This window comes from Rubritalea marina DSM 17716 (assembly GCF_000378105.1).
Taxonomy (GTDB): Bacteria; Verrucomicrobiota; Verrucomicrobiia; order Verrucomicrobiales; family Akkermansiaceae; genus Rubritalea; species Rubritalea marina.
Map to the genome: position 1 here is coordinate 1 of NZ_KB899270.1, position 21,264 is coordinate 21,264.

Consider the following 21,264-nt stretch of genomic DNA (forward strand, 5'->3'; position numbering starts at 1 on the left):
CGAAGAGGAATTGTCGGTCGACGACACGCGAGACACAGTGGTAGATGGCGGGCCTGAGTTCTTTACCGACCCAAGGCGCTAGGGTTCTAGGGGAGGACATAGAGCAGATTGTAACACGGGAAGCCCTGTGGCATCAACGATCCTCTGTATTTAGTCTGTCTAAGAATAGGGGAGGAATAGGCTTCGTACATCAGTCACGAAAAAAACCTAGGGAGCTCAAGGAGCCCTAGGTTTTTGTGTGTTTGTTGAATGGTCGGAGGAGCCTTAGGCGCTGAGGGCCTCGAGTGCTTGCTTGAGGAGCGCGAGAGCTTGGTCGACTTCTTCCTCGGTGACATTGAGTGGCGGGAGCCAACGCAGGGTGTCGGCGCCGGCAGGCACGGTGAGGAGGCCGAGCTCGGTGAGCTTGAGCACGAGGGCGAGTGCGGAAGTTTGTCCGTATGGGAAGGTCAGAGCCTCTGGGTTGAGGCCAAAGCCGAGAAGCAGGCCCTTGCCTCTGAGCTCTGAGATGGCTGGGTGATTCCAGCTCTCAATCGCGGAGCGGATCTGCGCTTCTCTGGCCTTCACGTTGTCGCAGAGTCCTGCTTCTTTGATCTCGGCGAGCACGGCGAGTGAGGCAGCGCAGGCAAGTGGGTTGCCTCCATAGGTGGAACCGTGGGTTTTGGGGCCGAGCTGCGAACTCAGAGTGGTGTCGGGGTCGATGCGTCTGTCGCTGATCCAGAAGGCGCCGATTGGGAAGCCGCCGCCCATGCCCTTCGCCCATGAAATGGCGTCTGGTTCTAGCTCTGGAGCGATGGCTCTCCATGCCATGTCTTCGCCTAGTCTGCCGAATCCGGCTTGGACTTCATCGAACATCAGGAGGAGGTCGTGCTCTTTACAGAGGGCTGCGAGGCCATTGAGGAATTCCGCATTGGCTGGGTTGACCCCACCTTCTCCTTGAACGGGTTCGAGGAGGATGGCTGCGGTCTTATCGCTAATCAGTGCTTTGACGGATTCAAGGTGATTGAACTCCGCATATTGCATGCCTTCGAGGATGGGGGCGAAGCCTTGTTGGATGGCCGGCTGGCCAGTGGCTGAGAGTGATCCCATGGTTCTGCCGTGGAAGGAATTGCCAAAGGTGATGATCTCATGACGTGCTTCGCCGGAGGCCGCTGGCTTGGTGTGGCCAAACTTTCTAGCGAGCTTGACGAGGCCTTCATTGGCTTCTGCTCCTGAGTTGGCAAAGAAGATTTTACCGGGGATTTTGACGAAGTCCTCGACGATGGTTTGAGCGAGTTCCCCTTGCTCGGCAATCTCATAGAGGTTGGAGCAATGCATGAGCTTGCTCGCTTGTTCTTGGATCGCTTGGGTGAGTCTCGGGTGGCAATGGCCGATCGAGCACACGGCGATGCCGGTGCAGAAGTCGAGGTATTTGTTGCCCTCCGAGTCCCAGAGGTGGGTGCCTTGGGCTTTGTCCGGGACGATGGGGAATCTACCGTAGGTCGGTAGGACGTAGTTGGTGAATTGGTCGTGGGTGGTCATTACAAGGTGTGATTTGTAATTTGAAATTGGTGATTTGGTATGGGGGGGAGTGGCGTTGTCGTAGAACTTCTTTCTACTCTCTACTGCATCCTTTACTCGTCGAACATGTCTGGAGTGATGATGTGTTTGGCTCCGCATCGTGGGCAAATGATCTCGAGACCTGCGTCCCCTTGAAAGAGGGCGTCTGGGTTTCCTTTGAATTGTGCCAGAGATGGTAGAAAGCGCTCGGGCGAGCAGCCGCAGTGGAATCTGAATCGTCGGGTTTCCAGTAGCTTGTGCGCCTCGTCGTCTAGCAATGTGGCGACCTTTTCGTCGGTCAGTTCATTGAGCCACTCGATATCGCAGTCAGGTTGTGCGGCAATGAGCACGAACTTTTCATCGGGCAGGCGGAAGGCGCGAGCAGGGCGTTGTTCGCTTTGGGTGTAGTACGTTTCAATCCAGTTGGCTGGATCGTTGTCTTCGAGTTCTACCGCGGATCGTCTGCCTTCGGCACCGGCGACGAGTGTCTGGCTGTGAAGGGTGCTGCGTGGGGCTTCTTTGACTCCCTCGGTGAAGAGGTGTCCTGTGATGGATTCTTCGGTTGAGCCTCCGGTGACGAAGACATTGACGCGCGGGGCGCGGAGGTTCACCGTCCAGGCAACGGTCTCTGCCCATGGGCGGGCCACGAGGTGGAGGGTGAGGAAGCTGAGCTGTTCCTTGAGTAGGGTGTCTAGCTGCTCTTTGTGGCGCAGCTTGTTGTCCATCAGGTGCAGGTAGTAGTCTGTGTAAATGGCGCTGAAATTGCCGCTCACCATGAGGGCGTTGCGGCCTCTGATGAAGTGCGATTCAATCTTGGTGTATTCGTCTACTGCTTCCATAGTGAAAAAAGTGCTATCTGGTTGAAAAAGATTTGGGTGCAGGAGCTGAGCTCCATGGTGGAGGCTACTGCTACTCACAGCGGTGAGCATGCGGGGCGGGAGTATCGCTTATGATTAACGATGCGTCTAGTGCCAAGCTAGCGATTTGTGAAGTCTGAATTCTAGTCAGCGTTTGTTGCTGTTGACTTTGCCGCGGAGGAGTGGGTGTCCTGGCTTTGCTTTGGTGATGAAGGGGGCGCGTAGATAGGCTGGCTCGGCGGGAGTGGCGAGGAGCTTGTGGCGGGTGGCTTCATCCCAGGATTCCCACGCGCGCAGGTGATCTGCAGCGGTGGGCTGGCAGGCGGTGATTTCTAGATCACCCAGCCAATCAAGCTTTTGATCGATGGTGACTACGGGGCAGTCTGCTTGCTGCACTTTGGTTTCGAAGTCCTCACGCTCGAGGAGTTGTGGCTCGCTCGGTAGCTGGCCCCTTTGGACTTCAGAAATGTAGAAGGCACCACGGCGTGCATCGCCGGTGGCTAGGAATCGTGCTTCATCATGGGCGAGGGGGTGCGCGAGCAATGAGGACTGGCCCACGACTGGGCAACTATGAATGGAAGCCACACCTAGCGCCGCGGCGATGGCGATGCGTGAGCCTGAGTAGGAGCCTGGACCGGTGCCAATGATGATGGCGTCGAGTGAGTCGCCTTCCGGGATTAGCTCAAGTAGCTCTTGCAGAGGGGGAAAGAGTAATTGGTTTTGCTGGCGGTGGCTCTCAAATTGTTTAGTAACTGGCGAATGGTTACCAACTTTTAACGAAATTGTGGCATTGGGGATGCTAGTTTCAATGGCGAGTAGATGATACACGGTGTTAGCTAAGTTGAATAATATTCATAGTTAAGGTGCAGAAACTTTACAAATCGGAGACATTCACTCTTGCTAGTATGTATCACGATATGTTTGTCTCTTACAGCATCCGCGGGGACAGTAACCGAGGATAAAAAATTTCACCAGAACAGTTATGAGCGATTACGCAAAAGGTTTAGAAGGAGTAGTAGCCAACGAGTCTGCCTTGTCAAAGGTAGAAGGTCTCGAAGGTACGTTGTCATACTTGGGATACAACATTGATGACCTTGTGGAAAATTGCAGTTTTGAAGAGGTGACTTACCTTCTTCACTACCGTTCTCTCCCTACTGCTGAGCAACTTGCTGCCTTTGAAGGCAAGCTTCGCAACGACCGTGAGCTTCCTGAACAGTTGGTGTCGTTCCTTAAGACGCTTCCAGCGGACGCAGTGCCAATGGATGTGCTCCGCACCGCAGTTTCCATGCTCGGTATCTTTGATGATCGCGCACTCATTGGTGAGCCTAACCAGGAACTGAACCACGAAGTGGCGCTATCACTCGTGGCAAAGACTCCAGTGATCGTGGCCTACTACCACCTCATCCGCCAGGGTAAGGAACTTCCACCAGTTCGTACGGACCTTTCTGAAGCAGCTCACTTCCTCTACCTCATCAATGGTGGTGAAGTGCCATCTGAAGCCGCAGCTCGCACGCTCGACATCGCATACATCCTGCACGCTGACCACGGCATGAATGCTTCCACATTCTCTGCTCGCGTGACAGTGGCCACACTTTCTGACCTCTACTCCGCCATGACATCAGCGATCGGCACACTCAAGGGCCCACTCCACGGTGGTGCAAATGAAGGTGTGATCAACATGCTCAATGAAATTGGTAGCGAAGAAGCTGTCGATGCATTCGTAGAAGATTGCTTGGTCAACAAGAAGAAGATCATGGGAATTGGTCACCGCGTATACAAGGTGCTCGACCCACGCGCTCCACACCTTCAGAAGATGGCTATCAAGCTCACTGAGGAACTCGGTGAATCGAAGTGGATCAACATGTCTGAGCGAATCGCCACCATCATGCGCGAGCGCAAGGGACTCAACGCAAACGTGGATTTCTACTCCGCGACAGTGTACTACTCACTCGACATCCCAACTGACCTTTTCACTCCAATCTTTGCGATCTCTCGCATGTCTGGTTGGACTGCACAGGTTCTCGAGCAGCTCGAAGACAACCGCCTCTACCGCCCGCTTACCAAGTATGTGGGTCCTGCGACACTCTCGCCAGTGGCACCTATTGCAGAGCGTTCGGCTCAGCTTGTCTAAGTGATCTGAATTCACCTTTTCTATGCCAGCCCCTGACCGAGTCGGGAGGCTGGCATTTTTTGTTTTAAGGTGTTCATGGGTTTGATGTTAGTGTACTTGATGTAGAGATAAAATTTCAGTTAGATTAAATGATGAATGAAGCAGCAATTGGTGTGATTGGGGGCAGCGGCCTCTATGCGATGGATGGATTTGTGGAGACGGAGCGCCGCGAGGTAGTGACGCCATTTGGTGCGCCATCTGATGTGTTGGTCGGCGGTGAGATCTCTGGCCGCAAGGTGTGGTTTTTGCCACGGCATGGGCGCAAGCACAATATCCTGCCTCATGAGATCAACCATCGCGCGAACATCTGGGCGCTGAAGTCACTGGGGGTGGAGTTCATCATATGTGTGACCGCTGTGGGGAGTCTGAAGGAAGAGTATGTGCCGCGCCATATTGTGCTTCCAGATCAGTTCTTTGATCGTACCAGCCGTCGCAACGAGCACACCTTTTTTGGTAATGGGATTGCGGCGCATATTGGCTTTTCTGAGCCAGTCAGTGCCGGCTTGAGGGACATTCTCCATCAATCTTGTTTGGCTGAAGGCGCGGTGGTCCACAATGGTGGCACCTATGTGAATATGGATGGCCCAGCATTCTCGACCAAGGCTGAGAGTCTGGCGAACCGACAGCTCGGGTTTGATGTGATCGGCATGACCAACCTAGCTGAGGCGAAACTTGCTAGAGAGGCTGAGATAGCCATGGCGACACTCTCGATGATTACCGATTATGATTGTTGGCACCCGGGTCACGATGCGGTCGATGTGCAGACGGTGGTGAGCCATTTAAAGGCGAATGCAGTCTTGGCTCAGCGCGTCATTTGCCATGCCGTTCAAAGCATCCCACTGGAGGCTAAATGGCCAGAGCATGGGGCGCTTGAATATGCGATTCTTACTCCAAAAGAGCACTGGCCAGAGCAGACAGTGAAGCAGCTGGAACCTATCCTTAAAAGCTATTGTTAGAACAGTCTGAGATCGGCGGATTTGAAGGTTGTCATCTGCGGGTATCATACTAGTCTGATGTGACTTATTGATCATGAGTTCTAGCAATCGACTTCACCATTGCGCAGCCTGCGACGAAGTGTTTACGGCGGTACCGCCGCTTGCACCGAGCATGCAGTGCCCACACTGTGGACAGAGCCCATTTCCTGAAGAATCAACCAAGCATGTAAGTACTGTGAATTCTAATTCAGATAGTGTGATGGGTGTGCCCGGTAAGGACGTGGCAGACTTTGTGTCGATGAAGCGAGCCCGCCGCAAAAAGCAGCGCATCTATGCTGTGGTATTCTGGATTGGCCTCTTGGGAGTTGGCGTTGGAGTCGCCCTCTACAATGAGCGTGAGACCCAAAATAAGCTGAGTGTTCAGGAGGAAAGGGAGAATAACGAATGGCTTGAACAACGCATGCAGAGCATCGCGATCGGTGAATGCGGGAATGTCTACACACGATACGACCAGGCGAGCACCGCTGAAGAGGCGTCAGAGTATGTGTGTGGAGGCGTGCAAGCGGTGGTGAAGCTAAAGAACTCCGATGTCGGTAAGAGGGTGAATGAATTACAAAAGCCCTACCAGTTGGAGGAAAGTATGTTTGATGATAGCGGCGAACACGACCGTGTTTTATTGGTGATCAGAGATGCCAACCAGAAGCGCTTTGAGGCGGTGTTCTGGATGGTGGACGAACAATGGAGATTGGACTGGGATCAACACACGCGATACAATGGTCGCGGCTTCCAAAGTTTCCTGAACTACAAGACCCTCGGCAAAGAAGCGTATTTCGACCTCTATCTAAGAAAGAAGAGTGTGAAGGGGGAAAACGGAGAATTGTTGATTGTGGCGTATCGTCCTGAAATGGAGATCTCGCTGCGTGGAGTTGCTTCACCTAACATCAAGGTGAAAAAGGGAAGCGATCTCTACAGTGAGCTCGTCAATGAGTTTAACAAGCATGAGCAACCGCGGAAGGCGGGCGATGATAGCATTGAGCTTGATGGCCCTGGCTTGATCCGCGCCCGTTGTTCCTTGGTGTGGAAAGAGGGGGATGATCATAGCCGTGAGCTAGAGATCACGAGCGTGCAGCAATTCCACTGGATGTATTATGATCCAGTAAAATCTAAGTAGCCGACTGGCGCGTTAGAGGCCTAGGCCGCGCCTCATCGCGCCGGTGTCTGCTGCGGAGCCCAACCAAAATTCGTAAGCGAGGGCTCCCTGATGGAGTAGCATGCTCAAGCCGTTGGCCGTCTGAGCCTCGCGTTTGGCTGCAGATTCTAGGAGTGGAGTTACGGCAGGGCTGTAGATAGCGTCGTAGACCAAGTGGCGAGCCTCCAATGCGGAAGCCGGAATTGGCAAGGGGTCGTTTGGTTTGAGCCCTAGTGAGGTGGAGTTGATGATGAGGTCCGCCTTGCAGGCTGCTTCTAACAAAGAGGCGTCATCATTCGAAATGGTGTGGATTTGAGAGCCAGGAGCATACTCTCGCAAATCGGAGGCAATTCCTTCGATCTTTGAAATGGTGCGATTGGAAAGAAACAATTCAGGTGTGCCGAGGCGAGCACATTGGGTAGCGATGGCGCGACCCGCCCCACCACCGGCTCCAAGCAGGAGGACTCGGAGCGCACTCAATGGTTTGCCGAAATCTTCTAAAATCGCGCGTTCTAGGCCGGGGCCGTCGGTGTTATGGCCTATACGTTTTCCCTCGCTGAACTGGATGGTGTTGGTTGCACCCAGCGCGATGGCGTCCTCAGTGAGTGTGTCGCAGAGCTCCATCGCCTCTAGTTTATGCGGGACGGTGACGTTGCAGCCGATGAAGCCGAGGGCTTCCATGCGTTCAAAGCATTGGTGCACTTTACCTGGCTCGACTTCGACTCGAATGTATTGATGCGGGTAGCCTGCTTGATCTAGGGCCGCCTGATGCATTTGAGGGGAGGCCGAATGCTTGATCGGGTAGCCAATGACTGCGAGTTTCGCGTGTGGCATGGCCTGGGGAAATGCTGCTGTGGAGAGATCGTCAAGTGTGTAGACGTGCTTCATGCGCGCAATGTGTGAGATTTTTCAGCTGAACACCAGCATATTGATAGGTGATTCGCTAAAACAGAAGAGGTCTGCTGGGACAATAGATCCGTTCCCCCCAGATGGATCTATTGTTCGATCCCAGCAGACCAAATTGTAAAAAACTATCCATGAAGATATCGGTATTTCAGGAAGAATTACTGGTGCCCACTGATGTGGCGAATAGATAGCAAAACTTATCTTAAGATCAATGACTAATTGTTGGTTTATCTGTTAGGGTGCTGTTTTAAATCAGTTATCATGATCTGTTTAAAATAGTAGTTTTTTGGATAAGTGAATTTGATGAAAGATGTAGTTTTTTGAGGATGAAGGATTAAGGGGTCTGAGTCGTATCGTGTCGTAAATAAATAAAGAGATTTTGAGTGGCAGAGTAGAGCTTAGATTGGCCAAAAAAAATAGTGTGATGGCAGCTGTGCATTGATGGATGGAGGGAGTATAGAGACGCCCAGGTTAGGAGCTTGATAGATCGGTGTTGAGTTTTGGAGGTGGGCGTTATAAGAGGAGCTTCTATCTAGATGTAACGTATGTTTGAAAAGTTAATAAGTATTGGACTGCCGGTAGCCTTGATCCTCGTGATGATTGGTGTGGGGATGAGTTTGCAGTGGTCGGATTTTAAGAATGTGATGCGTGTGCCCAAGGCGTTTTTCGTGGGTGTTTTTGCGCAATTGATCTTGTTGCCATTGCTCGCTGTTGCAGTGATCAATATGTATGGACTCAGCGGAGCATTAGGCTTGGGCTTGTTGGTGGTTGCCCTTTGTCCAGGTGGTGTGACGAGCAATCTTTTCACCTATCTAGCGAAAGGCGATGTTGGGCTTTCGGTGAGCCTGACTGCAATCGTAGGATTCATCACTCCTTTCACTATACCCTTGATTTTGGCCTGGGGGATTGGCTGGCAAGGTCTCGAGCACTCAGGCTTTGACCTGCCAGTGGGAGCTACCGTTACCAAGCTTTTAGTCGTGTCCGTTGTGCCTGTGTTGATCGGGATGTTCTTGCGTCGTCGGACCCAAAAGAAGCAAGGCCTGATCGAGTCGATTGTACGCAAGCTGTCCTCAGCTGTCCTCGCGTTTGTCATTATCGCTCTGTATCTAGAACTCGGGCATGATAAGATGACGGGCTACATGGCGATGGTAGGACCCGCATGCGTGACTTTGAATATCGCTGGGATGTTGCTCGGTGTGTTCTTGGCTCGTGCCGCAAGGCTCAATCGCGGGCAAAGTACCTGCGTGATGTTAGAGGTTGGCTTACAGAATGGTACCATTGCCTTATTGGTGACTATGGAGCTGTTGAAGAGCGAGGTCATGAGTATTGCCCCGATGGTCTACAGTTTGTGGATGATGGTTCCTGCTTTTCTTGTGGTGGCATTGGCGAAGCGTCGCGTTGGGCAGCCCGCGGCGTAGGCATTAGAAAATTGGAATGAAATTATAGTATCGGATTAGCGTATTGAAGAGCTTTAATCTAACACATCAAGCGATAATGATGTCGTGTTACATGTGAAAATTATGGAAGTAATAAATACGAAGAACAAGAGTTTGCCTGCAATGTTGTTGGCAAAGGTGATAGGAATAGGAGTGGTTGTACTGGTGGTGCTGTATGTGTTGAGCCAGTCAATATTTTACGCTGAGCCAGGATACATATATCATGTTAGAACGGTGACGGGTACGGAAGCGGTGGTGACTGATGTGGGTTATAAGTTTTACCCATTTGGTAGATACAATGCGTGGAAGCGGGCCATGACTGTTCAGGCGTCAGCGGAGGGCAATGGGATCTTGAGAAAGGGAGCCTTCAATGCGGAAAGCGAGTCGAATCAAGCATCGGCGAATCTCCCGCCATTGGGTATCATGTTTTTGGATCAAGTGGATGCGCATGCTGAAGCTACGGTGCGATTTTCGATTCCATCAGACGAAAGCTCATTTTTGAAGTTGGCTCATGAATACCGTTCGCCAGAGAATTTGCTGCGCACAGCGTTGTTGCCAGCGTTCAAAGAAACCTTGCAGGCGAATGCTTCACTTATGGCTGCGGAGGAGTACTACGCAGGTGGCCGTACTGAGTTCAACTCGGAGTTTGAGAATCAGATGAGTAATGGGATCTTTTTGGTGAAGCGAGAAGAGGTTGTTGTGAAATCGAACCGCACGGCCACAAGCTCAGCCAACGCAGCGCTTGGCACGGACCAGCAGCAATACGGGGAAGACCAGAAGACTGTGTTTCAAGTGAAAAAAGTGCTGGATGAAAATGGCCAGCCTAAGCGAAAATCTCAGCGATTTATTGATTTTGGTATCACCGTGGTATCCGCTTTGGTGACTGACATGCGACCGAACCAAAAGTTCATTGAGCGCATGCAGCTCAAGCAAAAAGCATCTGCCGACCGAGCCATTGCACGTGAGCAGCGCGTGCAGGAGGAAGAGCAACGCCTACTCGCTATCGCCAAAGGCGAGCGCGAGGTTGCTGAGCGCCAGGCTGAGGCCAAGGTAGAGCAGATCCAAAAGACGACCGAAGCAGAGACAGAAAAGCAACTTGCGATCACTTCTGCGAACAAAATCAAGGAGGAGGCTGCCATTTCTAAAGACACAGCGCAGATCAATTTTGAGAAAGCGAAGATCGAAGCTGAAACCCAGCGCACCCTTGCAGAAGCTGAGGCATACCAGAAGAGGGTGATTCTCGAGGCGGATAACGCACTGGCGCAGAAGCTGGAAGCTGAAGTGCGCATTCAGGGGCTGTGGGCTGAGGCCTTTGCGAAGCGCAACGTGCCGACGAATGTCTTTGGTGGTGGTGGCACTGGTGCTGCTCCAGTAGGCAATGATAACGAGACCAAGGCTTTCATGCAGATGCTCACATTAGATGCGGCTAAGCGACTGAGCTACGACCGTCAGATTACGCGCTAAAGGCCTTGATAATCTGAATAGCAATCCATCGATTGAGAAGGTACCACCACTTGGCAATGGCTAGGTGGTGGTTTTTATTTGATCGGTACTGGGAAGGTCAGGCTTGAACCCAGCAAGAGAAGGAATTAGCGTTCCTCTATGATTTACCTTGATTCGAACGCGACCACCCAAGTGCACCCTGAGGTGCTTGAGGAGATGCTACCGTTTCTGACTGAGCATTGCCACAATCCTTCCAGCGGCTACCGTGCTGGCAAATTGGTGAAGAAGGCTGTGGTGAAGGCTCGCGAACAAGTGGCGGCCTTGATCGGTGCTGCGCCTGAGGAAATCGTTTTTACCAGTGGAGGCACGGAGGCCAACACAAGTGCCATTCATTCGGTTTTGGAGTCGAGCTCTGACTCGGCGAAGCGCCGGATTGTCACCAGCCAAATCGAGCACAGCTCGGTGCTGCGCGTTTGCGAAGCACTCGAAAAGCGCGGCTATAGGATCGAGAGAGTGGGCGTGGATGCAGAGGGGCGCCTCGATCTCGCTGCATGGGAGGCGGCTGTCTCATGTGGAGACGTGGCCTTGGCCACATTGATGTGGGCCAATAACGAAACAGGAGTCATCCAGCCTGTGGAGGAAGCTGCGGCATTGGCCCATGCTGCTGCGGTCCCTTTCCACACAGATGCAATTCAGGCGGTGGGGAAAACGCCCTTGTCGGTGACTGGTTCAGCCATCGACTTTCTATCTATTTCTGGCCATAAATTTCACGCTCCGAAAGGTGTGGGGGCTCTTTATATCCGAAACAATGTTGCGTTTAATCCGCTACTCTTAGGAGGTGGGCAAGAAGGAGGACGTCGGAGCGGTACTGAGAACGTGGCATCGATTGTGGCTTTGGGTAAGGCTGCTGAAATGATGCAATCGATGCTTGGTCGCGACGGGCATGATCAGATTGCTGCGCTGCGGGATCACTTTGAGCAGCGCCTTAGCAGCGAAGTCGAGGGGGTGAGCTTAAATGGTTCGCGAGAGTATCGCGTCAAAAACACCAGCCATCTATCGTTTGCTAACTGCGAAGCAGCTGGTTTGCTTATTCTCCTCGATCAATATGGGATGCAATGCTCTGCTGGCTCAGCTTGTATGACGGGCAAGCAACAAGCCTCACACGTTCAGACAGCCATGGGTATTGGCTCCAAGCAGGCGAAGAGTAGCTTAAGAGTCTCCTTCTCATTGTTTACCACCAAAGAGGAAACCGACCAAGCTGTGGAGTACGTCAAAAAAGCAGTCCGAAAGTTACGCAGTGTGCAAGGTAGCTCAGGTGTGGGGCCGGTGACGGTTTATACCTAGGCCATCTGGGCTTAGTACCAGAGAATGCTACAGGCTAGTACACCGATACCATAGAGCAGGCCTCCGGCGGCGAAGGCCTTGAAGCGAGCTGTGCTGTTGGTGGCGAATTGGATCCCATCACGCATGAGATAGGGCATGCCTACAAAGAAGAGGCCTGCGGTGAGCATGCCGTAGGCGTAGAGTGGGATAAGTAATTTGCCGGTGGCGGGTTCTTGGAATGCTGCCGCTAGCAATGGCGCTGCGGCCATGAGGCTCACAATACCGAGTCCACGCACGGCAAGGAATTCCTTTACCTCGGTGATCATCAAGTAGGCTGCGGCTGGTACCGCGATTAATAAAATACGCTTGGCGCCATTGAACTCTCCTAAGTCCATTTCGAGCGGTGTGCCAATTGGAGCGACTAGGAGCCAGAACCAAATCATCCCAATCGCCATGAGGATGCGGCCGGCCATGGTGTTGCGTGGGAATGTCTGAAGGAAGCTGATCGCTTGGTCAGACTTGGTCAACATCCAGAGGTGGGAAAGGATGAGCCATGCGGCGAGAACGTAGCCCGCAGTACTCAGAGAAATGGTTTCGTATGGGTGCATAAGTGGTGACTGCTAGGAATTTAGCGAGGCCGGGGCTCAGGTAAAGCGAATTACTATGCCACGATGATTTCTATGGTTTTAGTGCGCTTGATTGAGCGCGGCATCCATGGCTCTAGAGCACCCGCGAGGTAGCGCAGAAGGGTCTCTACCAATGAGGGTGAAGTGGTGTTCGTCGTGGTAAATTGCGAGGTCTTGTGTGCGAATGGCTGCCACGGAGTCGACGTTTGCTAGGTCGTAGATCGTCAGGTATCCCATTGCTCCAGGAGCGACTGCTTGATCCGTCTCAGGTGAGAGTACCTGGATTTTCATCCAATGTGGTGATCGGTGCACTCGGTCGAGGCCTTGGGTGTAGCATTGTGAGCTGAGTTCGGTCATGGAATACTCATTCCAAACCATGTCGGGGGCCAAGCCTAAGACCTCATGGAATTGTTGGTAGAGGTGTTCTTTGCTGAGTGTTCTACCAGAGCCTTTGTAGCCTCCGGTTTCCATGGCCCAAGAATGTTTGCCGAAACGTAGTGAGTGATCTCCAAGAAGTTCGAATAGATTGAGAAAGGCCAGGGAGGTGCCCAGTAGGGTGACGTCTTCGCCTCGATCCGCAGCAGCGATCAGCGCCTGGATATCGAGCCGCTCTTCATCGATTAAGTAGCTAGCTTCGGGGGCGTGGTGTTGTTTCAAAATCTCCATCATCGAGGAGAGTGAGGAATGGGGCGCTTGAGAGGGGGGAGCTGTGAGGATGTAGAGACTACGTATTGGGGGGAGCTGGAGCTGCTGCCAGGCTTGGAGCACAGAGTGCTGGTAGAGCTCGGTGTTGCGGAAATGGTGCATCCCGCGGATGTCCTGCGTGGTGCCGGATGTCATGTACGTGATCGACCGCTCACTTGGAGCCAGGCAGCTAGGAGCATCTTCTAGCTTGAAGGTGTCTGTGCTTAGTGCGGGGTGTTGCCGCCAGTCTGTGAGCGCATAGTCCCCGGCGTGGTGGCAGAGCTTATGATAGGGAGCGTTATGCGCTAGCTGGTAGCAATGCAGGGCTTGCGCCACTGTGTTGAAATCGCATGAACTCGAATCAATCATGTATTGGCACACTTGCTCACGTATGGCTTGGTAGGCGGTTGTCGAACTCATGGTATCCTCTGAATGAGGAACGTATCCTTAAGTGAAGCTACTAAAATTCGCAAGTGTAGATCCGATCACGATGGCACGCTGAGCTGAAATTGATGTGTTTATGAACATATTTCCATGCCGGGCGATTCATGGTGTTCCGCGTGTTTACTTGTTTAACTATTAAGTGGTTGTGGACTCTGGGTGCGTTGACGATTGTTTGCAGAAATAATAATTTGTTCTTTTGAACACAATTTATAGTTTGACCTGAGAGAACTTTTCAAAGAGACTGCGTGACATCAAGGCAATAGAAACTACCGTGTCTATCAAGCAACAACCCGAATTACTCACTCATATGTCTACTAAAGAATCAGCCGCACAGGAGAAGGCGAATGCTAAGCTTCAAGAAGCGCGCAAGAAGAACCTCGATCTCGCCATTGGAAACATTCAAAAGGAGTTCGGTGAGACGGCGATCATGCGTATGGGTGACGAACACCGTGTCGATATCGATGTGATCCCTACTGGAAACCTTCTGATCGACCGGGCACTCGGTGTTGGTGGTTTTCCACGTGGGCGCATTGTGGAAGTCTTCGGTCCTGAGTCCTCTGGTAAGACGACATTGACTCTCACTGCAATTGCCCAAGCGCAAAAGCAGGGTGGGGTCGCAGCCTTTATTGATGTCGAGCATGCACTCGACCCACAATATGCCAAGCGCCTAGGGGTGAACTTGGATGATTTGTTAGTTTCACAGCCGTCTTCGGGTGAAGAAGCACTGCAGATCTGTGAAACCTTGGTGCGCTCAAATGCGATTGATGTGATTGTTCTCGATTCAGTAGCGGCTCTCGTGACCAAGCAAGAATTGGCTGGCGAAATCGGCGATTCTACGGTCGGCGCACAAGCGCGCTTGATGTCTGCTGCGATGCGAAAACTCACGGCACTCATTTCGAAGGCTCGCACAGTCTGTATTTTCACCAACCAGATTCGCGAGAAGATCGGGGTGATGTTTGGTAGTCCAGAAACCACCCCAGGTGGTCGAGCACTCAAATTCTTCTCCTCCGTGCGTGTGGATATCCGCCGTATTGGTCAAATTAAAGCAACGGATGGCACGGTGCAGGGTAATCGAACCAAGATCAAGATTGTGAAAAATAAGGTGGCACCACCGTTCACCGAAGCTGAATTTGATATCATGTACAACGAAGGGATTTCTTCGGTTGGTTCATTGCTCGACTTAGCGATGGAATACAATTTCATCCTCAAGCGAGGCAGCTGGTTCTCATACAATGGAAATCAACTCGCTCAAGGTCGTGATGCTGCGAAGCAGGCTCTCAAAGAAAATGAAGAGCTCTACACCGAAGTTGAAGATCTAGTGAAGCAGGAGTTAGCTAACAAGAAGGGGAAATAAGAGTAAGTCGACCACCCTATAAGTTCTTACCACTCATCGTACTTCTGTAGCTTGAGTGGTTTTTTTTGCAAAAAAAAACGCACCTTGATAGGTGCGTTGCCTTGAAGAGTGTTTGGTTGACACTAGCGATTGATCACGCGCTGGGCGTGGCGAATCGTGTCCGCTTCTTCTTCGTCCATTTCTGACATGGTGTCAGAGAGGCTGTTGACGATTTCACCGCGCATTTGCGATACCATGTCAGTGCCTTTGGCAGTGATGCGTACCATGATTTTGCGGCGGTCTTCCGCTGCGTGCACGCGCTCGACATAACCAAGTTTTTCGAGTCGGTCTACCAAGCCTGTGGCTGCTGCGGTGGAGTGTCCCATCTTTTTAGCGATGTCTGACATGGTCAGGTAGTCTTCGCTAGAGAGATATGCCATCAAAAAGAATTGCGGGAAGGAGATGTTTCCTTTGTGCAGTTCTGATGACAGGTTTAGGATACATGAGCGCTGAGTGAACAGTACAAAATCGGCAAGGCGCTCGGCCTCATTTGTATAGTGCTGTGAAACGGAGTTCATATTTACTGTGGTGTTCATAGGAGGATTATATTTAGTTGTTTTGAGTGAGAGAGGGTCTCAACTCGGACTCTGAGAATACCACATCTTTTTAAAATATCGCAACAATATTATAAACTTTTTTAAAATATCTTCATTATTCGTCAGTAGTGATTTGAAGACATTCACTGAAAGTCGTTCATCCTTATGGATTGACTGCTGGGGCTTCAGAATCGTCGCTGCTGATGCGGCGCATGTAGACCGGGTCTCCGATCTCTGGTGAGCCACTACTGAAGTCTGCAACCCAGAATTGACTGAGCTTTTGGCCACTCAACTGAAGATGGAACGCCTGTTTATCTGACCCTGTAGAATAAAATATTGTATCATCTTGAAAGTTAAAATTTGTGTATTGTTGGATCAGCAAATAATTTTTCTTAGGATAGACAGCGGCAACTTTTCCGACTATGGGGTCAAATTCTGGGACAATGGGTGGGGATTTTTTTGTGGATTTGTGGGCACATCCTATCATGCAAATGACTGATAATAAGAGGCATAGAATCTTTGCTGTTTTCGTCATCACAAATGCGATCCTATGCGTCTTCGGGCGGCTTGCAAGAACGGTCTAATTGAAATTTAGAAATTTTCTTCTGTGGGGTTGACGGATCGAAACTGATATGGTTTCTTCCCGTCACGTTCGACGGACGAACCACAGGATCGGTGGCTGAGTGGTCGAAAGCGCTCCCCTGCTAAGGGAGTATACGGGAAACCGTATCGAGGGTTCGAATCCCTCCCGGTCCGCCATCTTAAAATAAAAAATGACTCCAGCTATCTGGGGTCTTTTTTGTTTTCAGGCGGAGTGTGTAAGCTGCACGAGAGCCTAAAGTGGCGAATGTTTTGCTGGTGACACGGATTGGTTCATTGCATCGCCTGATCGTTACTTCTCTGAGCGCGCGCTCATGACTGACAAGTCAGCGCTTCCCAAGATTGTCTCGCATCTTCAGCCTTCATCATCCATTCTGCGATCAACGTTGAGAGAATGCATGAAGGCTGAATACATTGAGAAACTAAGAGAGCTGGGGTTTGCCGCAGACTTTGTCGCCCGCGTTCCAGGCTTAGCATTTGATACGGACCGCGAGAGGGCGGTCCAGGCCTTGCTTCCGAGCCACCAAACTGCGATTCGGGCTCTTGGCTTTGAGGTGTCTGCAATGTGCACTGCGGAGCAAGTGCATGGAGCCGGAGTGGCCATCGTTAGACATGATGGTCCGCGTCATTTTGATGGCGTGGATGGCTTGATCACGAATTGCCCCAACCTTGCTCTATCGATTTATGTGGCGGATTGTGGTGCGGTGTACATCGTCGACCCAGTGCAGGGGGCCATGGGGCTGGTGCATTCTGGAAAGAAGGGCTCCGAATTGGGTATCTTAGAGGTGGCTGTGAGGATGATGGCCGAAGAGTTTGGTTCGAATCCAGCCGACATGGTGGTGAGCCTAGCGCCTTGCATTCGCCCACCTGCTTACGAGATCGATTTTGCTGCGCAAATTCGAGCCTCTGCTGAGTCGATTGGGGTGAAATGCTTCATTGACTCAGGGGTCTGCACCAGCTCAGATCTATCGCAGTACTATTCCTACCGCGTCGAGCAAGGGGCGACCGGGAGGATGCTAGCAATTTTAGGAAAAATCAAAGACGCATGATTGACCATACCGAGCTCGCCCGCGCGAAAGTAAATTTGAATCTCAAGGTCCTAGGTAAACGTGACGATGGCTTTCATGCTCTGGAGACTCGGATGGCGCCGATTAGTCTGGCAGACAAGCTGCACTTCACTCGTGCAGCTAGTTATTCTCTCACATGCGCTACTGAGGGGGTCCCAACAGACGAGTCTAACTTAGTCTCGAAAGCGGTGCGTATTTTCCAGCGTGAGACTGGATTGGCGTGCGCCTACCAGATAGAATTAGAAAAGCATGTGCCTCATGCTGCTGGCTTAGGCGGTGGTAGTGGTGATGCTGCTGCAGCACTGCGCGCTTTAAACCAATTAGAAGCTGCTGATATCGCCACTGCGACCTTGGCTGAATGGGCGGCAGAGATCGGTAGTGATGTGCCATTTTTTGTGTATGACGGTGTTTGTGATTGTTCTGGCAGAGGAGAGATCATCGAGCCGGTGCAGGACTTCGGCATGCAGCTGGATGCGGTCCTACTGAAGCCGAGCTTCGCGGTGAGCACACCGAAGGCATTCCAAGCCTGGCTAGGTTCGCAGGAGATCCAAGGAGTCGATTATTCTGTGCAAGACCACCCTTGCGGGAGTTTCTACAATGACTTGGAGAGACCGGTGTTTCAGAAGCATCGCTTCTTGGCTGAAATCAAGATGTGGTTGCAGCAGCAGGAGTCAGTGGAGGTCGCTCTGATGAGTGGCTCAGGCTCCACGATGATGGCAATTCTCAAGGAAGCGTCGGCGTCGGCTGGCTTGGTAGAGAAGGCTCTCGCTGAGCTTGACTCCACACTCTGGACTCGCATGGTCAAAATCGGCTGAGCGAGAATTACGCATTGTTATTTTACCGAGATACTGGAAGATCGGACTGACCCATGGCATACACTGAGGATAAAGCATTCGAATTGGTTCAATCGGCATTTGAACGACAACGCCTGGGGCACGCATTCCTCATTGTAGGTTCTAGCAAGCAAGCTGAAAGCTTAGCTGCTAGAATGATTGAATTAGTCAATGGCTCGGATGATGTGACCTCGGGTTTGGATCTCTTTGGTGAGGCACCGCCTCCTGAGACTCCGGGGATTGATGAGCTGGAGGGTGACCTCGTGCGCATCGTTCGTCCGGTGATGAAATCTCGCCGCATCTCAGTGCCTCAGATCCGCGAGTTAGAGCGTTCGTTCTACCAAGCATCCGATCCAGACAAATGGAAAGTTGGGGTGGTGTTAGAAGCAGACCGCATGGGGGTGGAGGCTGAGAATGCATTCCTCAAGACATTGGAGGAACCTCCAAGGAACTCGCTGTTACTCTTGCTGACGAGTAACATCAGCCTATTGCTGCCCACGATTCTCTCACGCTGTGTTCAATTACCTCTGATGGAGGAGGAAGGCAAGCAGCTGCAAGAGGGGGAGACCGAGCTGCTAGAGGTTCTCGCAAAAATGTCGAAAGAGGGTCTAGGATCGATTGGTCGGGCGCTGACCTTGAAGGCGGCCTTTACCAAGGTGCTCGATCAGCGCAAGCAAAGTATCACCAAGCTCAACGAGCAAGCTCTGAAGGAGGAAGTGCTCGCCTATCGTGATGCTACTGAGGGGGACTGGCTCAAGCAACGAGACCTCCATTACAAGGCTCTGACGCAGAGCGAATACTTGCTCGAGCGTGGACAATGCCTAGCGGTGCTTGTGGCTTGGCTGGGCGATGTGGTGCGTCAGAAATGTGGCGTTGATGGCCTCGATTACCCACAGTATGCCAAGCAGACCATGAGCTTGGCTGAGGGCCAAAGTCTTGAAAGCTTGTTACTGCGGATGGAAGCCTTGGACGATTTGGTAAAATTACTAGAAACCAATGTCAGTGAGCCTTTGGCATTGGAAGTCGGTTTCATGAAAGCATTTGCTTAGGAAAATCATGCCACTCTCGCACCCAGACTACGCCATATTCAAGCTACCTGAAAGTGATCAGGGGATCATTGGTTTTGGCCCCTTCAGCTCCAGCGCAGAGTACCCGGTGTCTGGCGTGGCATTTTACGTGAATGATTTTTATCTGAGCGACCCAGAGCCTTGGAAGATTCCTAGCTCTTACCATCGTTTGAATGCAACTCAGCTCGAGGGCTACAAAGCCGCGCAGATCGAATGGACTGCCCCAGACCCCAAAGGCTTTGCCCAAGTCTTCTCGGAGATCAATGAGTCGATCCAGCGTGGCGTTATCGAGAAATCGGTGCCGGTGTGTGTGGAGCGCGGAGAATTGGTGGATGGGGATATTGAAAGCTTGCTCGGGAAGCTCCTCGCAAAGCACGAACATTTTTACGGCTACGCCTGGGTGCAGGGAGAGCGTGGTTTCGCCGGGCTTACCCCAGAAATGTTGTTTCACCTACGCAAAGGGCGCTTCAAGACCATGGCCTTGGCTGGTACTGCCAAGGCTGACCAAAGCTCCATTTTCGTCTACGATGAGAAAGAAATCCGCGAGCACGAATACGTGGCGCAGACTTTGGTGGCTAGCCTTTCGGATATTGGCATGGTCGAGCGTAGAGTCCGCCAGATCATGGACCTAGGCAATCTCGTCCACTTCCACACGCCCATCGAGGTCTTCATGTACGGTGACCAGCCCATCGATTACCTCCTGCGCAAGATGCACCCGACCCCTGCGCTAGGGCCACACCCGCGTACCAAAGAAACCCTCGCGCAGCTGCGCCAGTGGCGAGAGTCACTGGAGGCACCAGCGTACTTTGGCGCGCCCTTTGGCCTCTTCAAAGATGGCGAGTTTCACTCCGTAGTTGCCATCCGTGGGCTCCATTGGCAGGGGAGTCAAATCTCCATCCCATCTGGTTGTGGCGTCATTGAAGCCTCACGCCTCACCAATGAGTGGGGTGAACTAGCCCTCAAGCGCTCCGCCGTAAAGCAACGCTTTGGGATGGAAGCGTGAAGAGGCGTCATGGGAGGGCGAAGCCCGACCAACACCCTAGCTTCCGTCTAGGGTTCAGCTCGAAGTACCCTTTCAGCTGTCTATCGAAGAACTTGCGTCCAGCGCCTGACTTCAAAAACAACCTCACGCGACTCAGCCTCCCTCATCGCCAAAGGCTACCGTTGCTTCGCAATACTCTTCTGAAGCTTCATCGACATACAAGAAGTGCAATCAAATGAATATGTCGTGCGATGGTTTTAAATCCGCGATGCAGAAACTATCATGACCATCAAAAGTAAAATTAAACTTAATTTTTTCTATCCAATTCCCTCGAATGCTCAATATCCTCAACCCATGGACGAAGGAGCGATGGCTTTTTGCTAGTCTCACCCAATGTGGTCATGTGAACATGATTTAATAGAGGTGCAGCAAAAGCAACAAAATTCGAAGCTCTTAACTTTTGTAAGATGTTAACAGTGTATGAATTGGGTCTCCCGTGAAGTGATATCAGATCTAATGGATATATCGAAATTCAAGGTATCATAGTAAAGTGAAACACCCTTTTTTAGAGGTGGACAAGTAAGCTGTAGCCCTTTAGTGGTAAGCTATGCATCACTTTTTAATTCCTCAGCAACAGCACAGCAGCACACCAGTTCATATCGCCCAGGGGTTTGAAGAGTAAACTGTTATGCTAAATACATGAGCCGTTTCGTAAGATTCATCGTCACTTCAGATCACGATTGCGAAACACGATGCACAGGTGTTGTTGCCAGTCTTCGAATTCTAGGTGAAGAAGGTTTACTAGCTGATTACCACTTGAAGACATCTCAAGAAATATTTGACGAACTGAACGAAAATATGCCGTGTCCTCCATTCGACACTAAGAATATAGATGTGAATGGCGTATGTTGGTTCAAGTCTAGCGCAACACACTGGATCAACCTATTTAGAGAGATTATTGCGATACTCGAGGATTCTGATATCCAGACCAAAATGCTCCGAACAGACAAACCTGGCATGATACTTTACGAGGACGACGTTCAGGTCGTAGCTAAGTCGAAACACTACTAAATTGTCTTTGCATAACAAGATAGAATGAGAAGGTGAAGACGGTACATTGAACCGTTTTCTGCTATGCTTCTCACCCTATGAAATACCACATTCCCACTCATACGATCGGAATCGATCTTGGAGATCGTTCTCACGCTATCTGCATCCTTGACCAAGCTGGCGAAAC

The 21,264-nt window shown here is 51.5% G+C and carries 19 protein-coding genes and 1 tRNA gene; 12 read left to right on the plus strand and 8 right to left on the minus strand.

The genetic code is table 11. The features are described 5' to 3' along the window. Nucleotides 1–264: 264 nt before the first annotated feature. From F454_RS0113335 to tsaB, 3 genes are all read right to left on the minus strand, one after another. Nucleotides 265–1,518, minus strand: coding sequence for an aspartate aminotransferase family protein (locus F454_RS0113335; protein ID WP_018971154.1), 1,254 nt, complete (start codon nucleotides 1,516–1,518; stop codon nucleotides 265–267). Between the two features lie 92 nt (nucleotides 1,519–1,610). Beyond that, complete coding sequence (locus F454_RS0113340; RefSeq protein ID WP_033368035.1) at nucleotides 1,611–2,375, minus strand: Hsp33 family molecular chaperone HslO; 765 nt, start codon at nucleotides 2,373–2,375, stop codon at nucleotides 1,611–1,613. 165 nt (nucleotides 2,376–2,540) lie between these two features. Further along, the gene (tsaB, locus tag F454_RS15990) at nucleotides 2,541–3,221 is read right to left on the minus strand and encodes a tRNA (adenosine(37)-N6)-threonylcarbamoyltransferase complex dimerization subunit type 1 TsaB (protein WP_018971156.1); all 681 of its coding nucleotides are present in this window, start codon (nucleotides 3,219–3,221) and stop codon (nucleotides 2,541–2,543) included. Nucleotides 3,222–3,375: 154 nt separating this feature from the next. Between tsaB and F454_RS0113350 the strand changes: the two genes are divergently transcribed. From F454_RS0113350 to F454_RS0113360, 3 genes are all read left to right on the plus strand, one after another. Further along, nucleotides 3,376–4,524, plus strand: coding sequence for a citrate/2-methylcitrate synthase (locus F454_RS0113350; RefSeq protein ID WP_018971157.1), 1,149 nt, complete (start codon nucleotides 3,376–3,378; stop codon nucleotides 4,522–4,524). A gap of 128 nt (nucleotides 4,525–4,652) precedes the next feature. Beyond that, a complete protein-coding gene (mtnP, locus tag F454_RS0113355) occupies nucleotides 4,653–5,519 on the plus strand; it encodes an S-methyl-5'-thioadenosine phosphorylase (protein ID WP_018971158.1) in 867 nt (288 codons plus the stop codon). Between the two features lie 73 nt (nucleotides 5,520–5,592). Then, entirely contained in the window at nucleotides 5,593–6,669 is a 1,077-nt protein-coding gene (locus tag F454_RS0113360; protein ID WP_156817293.1) for a hypothetical protein, read from the plus strand. 12 nt (nucleotides 6,670–6,681) lie between these two features. Here the strand turns inward: F454_RS0113360 and aroE are convergent, their stop codons facing one another. Then, nucleotides 6,682–7,575, minus strand: a complete 894-nt coding sequence (aroE, locus tag F454_RS0113365; RefSeq protein ID WP_018971160.1) for a shikimate dehydrogenase — start codon at nucleotides 7,573–7,575, stop codon at nucleotides 6,682–6,684. A gap of 563 nt (nucleotides 7,576–8,138) precedes the next feature. On the opposite strand from aroE, the gene F454_RS0113370 reads away from it, so the two are divergent. The 3 genes from F454_RS0113370 (at nucleotide 8,139) to F454_RS15280 (ending at nucleotide 11,816) form a co-directional block, all read left to right on the plus strand. Next, nucleotides 8,139–9,011, plus strand: a complete 873-nt coding sequence (locus F454_RS0113370; RefSeq protein ID WP_026292906.1) for a bile acid:sodium symporter family protein — start codon at nucleotides 8,139–8,141, stop codon at nucleotides 9,009–9,011. A 102-nt stretch (nucleotides 9,012–9,113) separates the two neighbouring features. Continuing rightward, the gene (locus F454_RS0113375) at nucleotides 9,114–10,493 is read left to right on the plus strand and encodes an SPFH domain-containing protein (protein WP_083913042.1); all 1,380 of its coding nucleotides are present in this window, start codon (nucleotides 9,114–9,116) and stop codon (nucleotides 10,491–10,493) included. A gap of 138 nt (nucleotides 10,494–10,631) precedes the next feature. Then, complete coding sequence (locus F454_RS15280) at nucleotides 10,632–11,816, plus strand: cysteine desulfurase family protein (RefSeq protein WP_018971163.1); 1,185 nt, start codon at nucleotides 10,632–10,634, stop codon at nucleotides 11,814–11,816. 11 nt (nucleotides 11,817–11,827) lie between these two features. On the opposite strand, the gene F454_RS15995 is transcribed toward F454_RS15280, so the two are convergent. Both F454_RS15995 and F454_RS0113390 read right to left on the minus strand, forming a co-directional pair. Further along, a complete protein-coding gene (locus tag F454_RS15995; protein ID WP_018971164.1) occupies nucleotides 11,828–12,403 on the minus strand; it encodes a hypothetical protein in 576 nt (191 codons plus the stop codon). A 78-nt stretch (nucleotides 12,404–12,481) separates the two neighbouring features. Continuing rightward, nucleotides 12,482–13,525, minus strand: coding sequence for a LuxE/PaaK family acyltransferase (locus tag F454_RS0113390; RefSeq protein WP_018971165.1), 1,044 nt, complete (start codon nucleotides 13,523–13,525; stop codon nucleotides 12,482–12,484). Between the two features lie 331 nt (nucleotides 13,526–13,856). On the opposite strand from F454_RS0113390, the gene recA reads away from it, so the two are divergent. Then, nucleotides 13,857–14,903, plus strand: coding sequence for a recombinase RecA (gene recA / locus F454_RS0113395; RefSeq protein ID WP_018971166.1), 1,047 nt, complete (start codon nucleotides 13,857–13,859; stop codon nucleotides 14,901–14,903). 122 nt (nucleotides 14,904–15,025) lie between these two features. On the opposite strand, the gene F454_RS0113400 is transcribed toward recA, so the two are convergent. Both F454_RS0113400 and F454_RS16720 read right to left on the minus strand, forming a co-directional pair. Next, entirely contained in the window at nucleotides 15,026–15,460 is a 435-nt protein-coding gene (locus tag F454_RS0113400; RefSeq protein WP_033368040.1) for a MarR family winged helix-turn-helix transcriptional regulator, read from the minus strand. 181 nt (nucleotides 15,461–15,641) lie between these two features. Then, nucleotides 15,642–15,770 (minus strand): hypothetical protein, encoded by a 129-nt coding sequence (locus F454_RS16720; protein WP_276200476.1) that lies wholly within the window; start codon nucleotides 15,768–15,770, stop codon nucleotides 15,642–15,644. A 377-nt stretch (nucleotides 15,771–16,147) separates the two neighbouring features. On the opposite strand from F454_RS16720, the gene F454_RS0113410 reads away from it, so the two are divergent. The 5 genes from F454_RS0113410 (at nucleotide 16,148) to F454_RS0113430 (ending at nucleotide 20,048) form a co-directional block, all read left to right on the plus strand. Continuing rightward, nucleotides 16,148–16,237: transfer RNA gene (locus tag F454_RS0113410), tRNA-Ser, on the plus strand. A 239-nt stretch (nucleotides 16,238–16,476) separates the two neighbouring features. After that, on the plus strand, nucleotides 16,477–17,127 hold the full coding sequence (locus F454_RS0113415) for a laccase domain-containing protein (RefSeq protein ID WP_018971169.1): 651 nt from the start codon (nucleotides 16,477–16,479) through the stop codon (nucleotides 17,125–17,127). Continuing rightward, a complete protein-coding gene (ispE, locus tag F454_RS0113420; RefSeq protein ID WP_018971170.1) occupies nucleotides 17,124–17,960 on the plus strand; it encodes a 4-(cytidine 5'-diphospho)-2-C-methyl-D-erythritol kinase in 837 nt (278 codons plus the stop codon). Before F454_RS0113415 ends, ispE begins: the two co-directional genes overlap by 4 nt. Before the next feature lie 53 nt (nucleotides 17,961–18,013). Beyond that, nucleotides 18,014–19,027, plus strand: coding sequence for a hypothetical protein (locus F454_RS0113425; protein ID WP_018971171.1), 1,014 nt, complete (start codon nucleotides 18,014–18,016; stop codon nucleotides 19,025–19,027). Nucleotides 19,028–19,034: 7 nt separating this feature from the next. Beyond that, nucleotides 19,035–20,048, plus strand: coding sequence for a chorismate-binding protein (locus F454_RS0113430; RefSeq protein WP_018971172.1), 1,014 nt, complete (start codon nucleotides 19,035–19,037; stop codon nucleotides 20,046–20,048). Nucleotides 20,049–21,264 lie beyond the last annotated feature (1,216 nt).

Bases quoted from the DNA above. Each gene is read 5' to 3' on its own strand.
- F454_RS0113425 (WP_018971171.1), top strand. From the start codon at position 18,014: ATGGCATACACTGAGGATAAAGCATTCGAATTGGTTCAATCGGCATTT.
- aroE (WP_018971160.1), bottom strand. From the start codon at position 7,575: ATGAAGCACGTCTACACACTTGACGATCTCTCCACAGCAGCATTTCCC.
- F454_RS0113400 (WP_033368040.1), bottom strand. From the start codon at position 15,460: ATGAACTCCGTTTCACAGCACTATACAAATGAGGCCGAGCGCCTTGCC.
- F454_RS0113350 (WP_018971157.1), top strand. From the start codon at position 3,376: ATGAGCGATTACGCAAAAGGTTTAGAAGGAGTAGTAGCCAACGAGTCT.
- F454_RS15280 (WP_018971163.1), top strand. From the start codon at position 10,632: ATGATTTACCTTGATTCGAACGCGACCACCCAAGTGCACCCTGAGGTG.
- F454_RS0113340 (WP_033368035.1), bottom strand. From the start codon at position 2,375: ATGGAAGCAGTAGACGAATACACCAAGATTGAATCGCACTTCATCAGA.
- F454_RS15995 (WP_018971164.1), bottom strand. From the start codon at position 12,403: ATGCACCCATACGAAACCATTTCTCTGAGTACTGCGGGCTACGTTCTC.
- mtnP (WP_018971158.1), top strand. From the start codon at position 4,653: ATGATGAATGAAGCAGCAATTGGTGTGATTGGGGGCAGCGGCCTCTAT.
- recA (WP_018971166.1), top strand. From the start codon at position 13,857: ATGTCTACTAAAGAATCAGCCGCACAGGAGAAGGCGAATGCTAAGCTT.
- F454_RS0113335 (WP_018971154.1), bottom strand. From the start codon at position 1,518: ATGACCACCCACGACCAATTCACCAACTACGTCCTACCGACCTACGGT.
- F454_RS0113370 (WP_026292906.1), top strand. From the start codon at position 8,139: ATGTTTGAAAAGTTAATAAGTATTGGACTGCCGGTAGCCTTGATCCTC.
- F454_RS0113375 (WP_083913042.1), top strand. From the start codon at position 9,114: ATGGAAGTAATAAATACGAAGAACAAGAGTTTGCCTGCAATGTTGTTG.
- F454_RS0113415 (WP_018971169.1), top strand. From the start codon at position 16,477: ATGAAGGCTGAATACATTGAGAAACTAAGAGAGCTGGGGTTTGCCGCA.
- ispE (WP_018971170.1), top strand. From the start codon at position 17,124: ATGATTGACCATACCGAGCTCGCCCGCGCGAAAGTAAATTTGAATCTC.
- F454_RS0113430 (WP_018971172.1), top strand. From the start codon at position 19,035: ATGCCACTCTCGCACCCAGACTACGCCATATTCAAGCTACCTGAAAGT.
- F454_RS0113360 (WP_156817293.1), top strand. From the start codon at position 5,593: ATGAGTTCTAGCAATCGACTTCACCATTGCGCAGCCTGCGACGAAGTG.
- F454_RS0113390 (WP_018971165.1), bottom strand. From the start codon at position 13,525: ATGAGTTCGACAACCGCCTACCAAGCCATACGTGAGCAAGTGTGCCAA.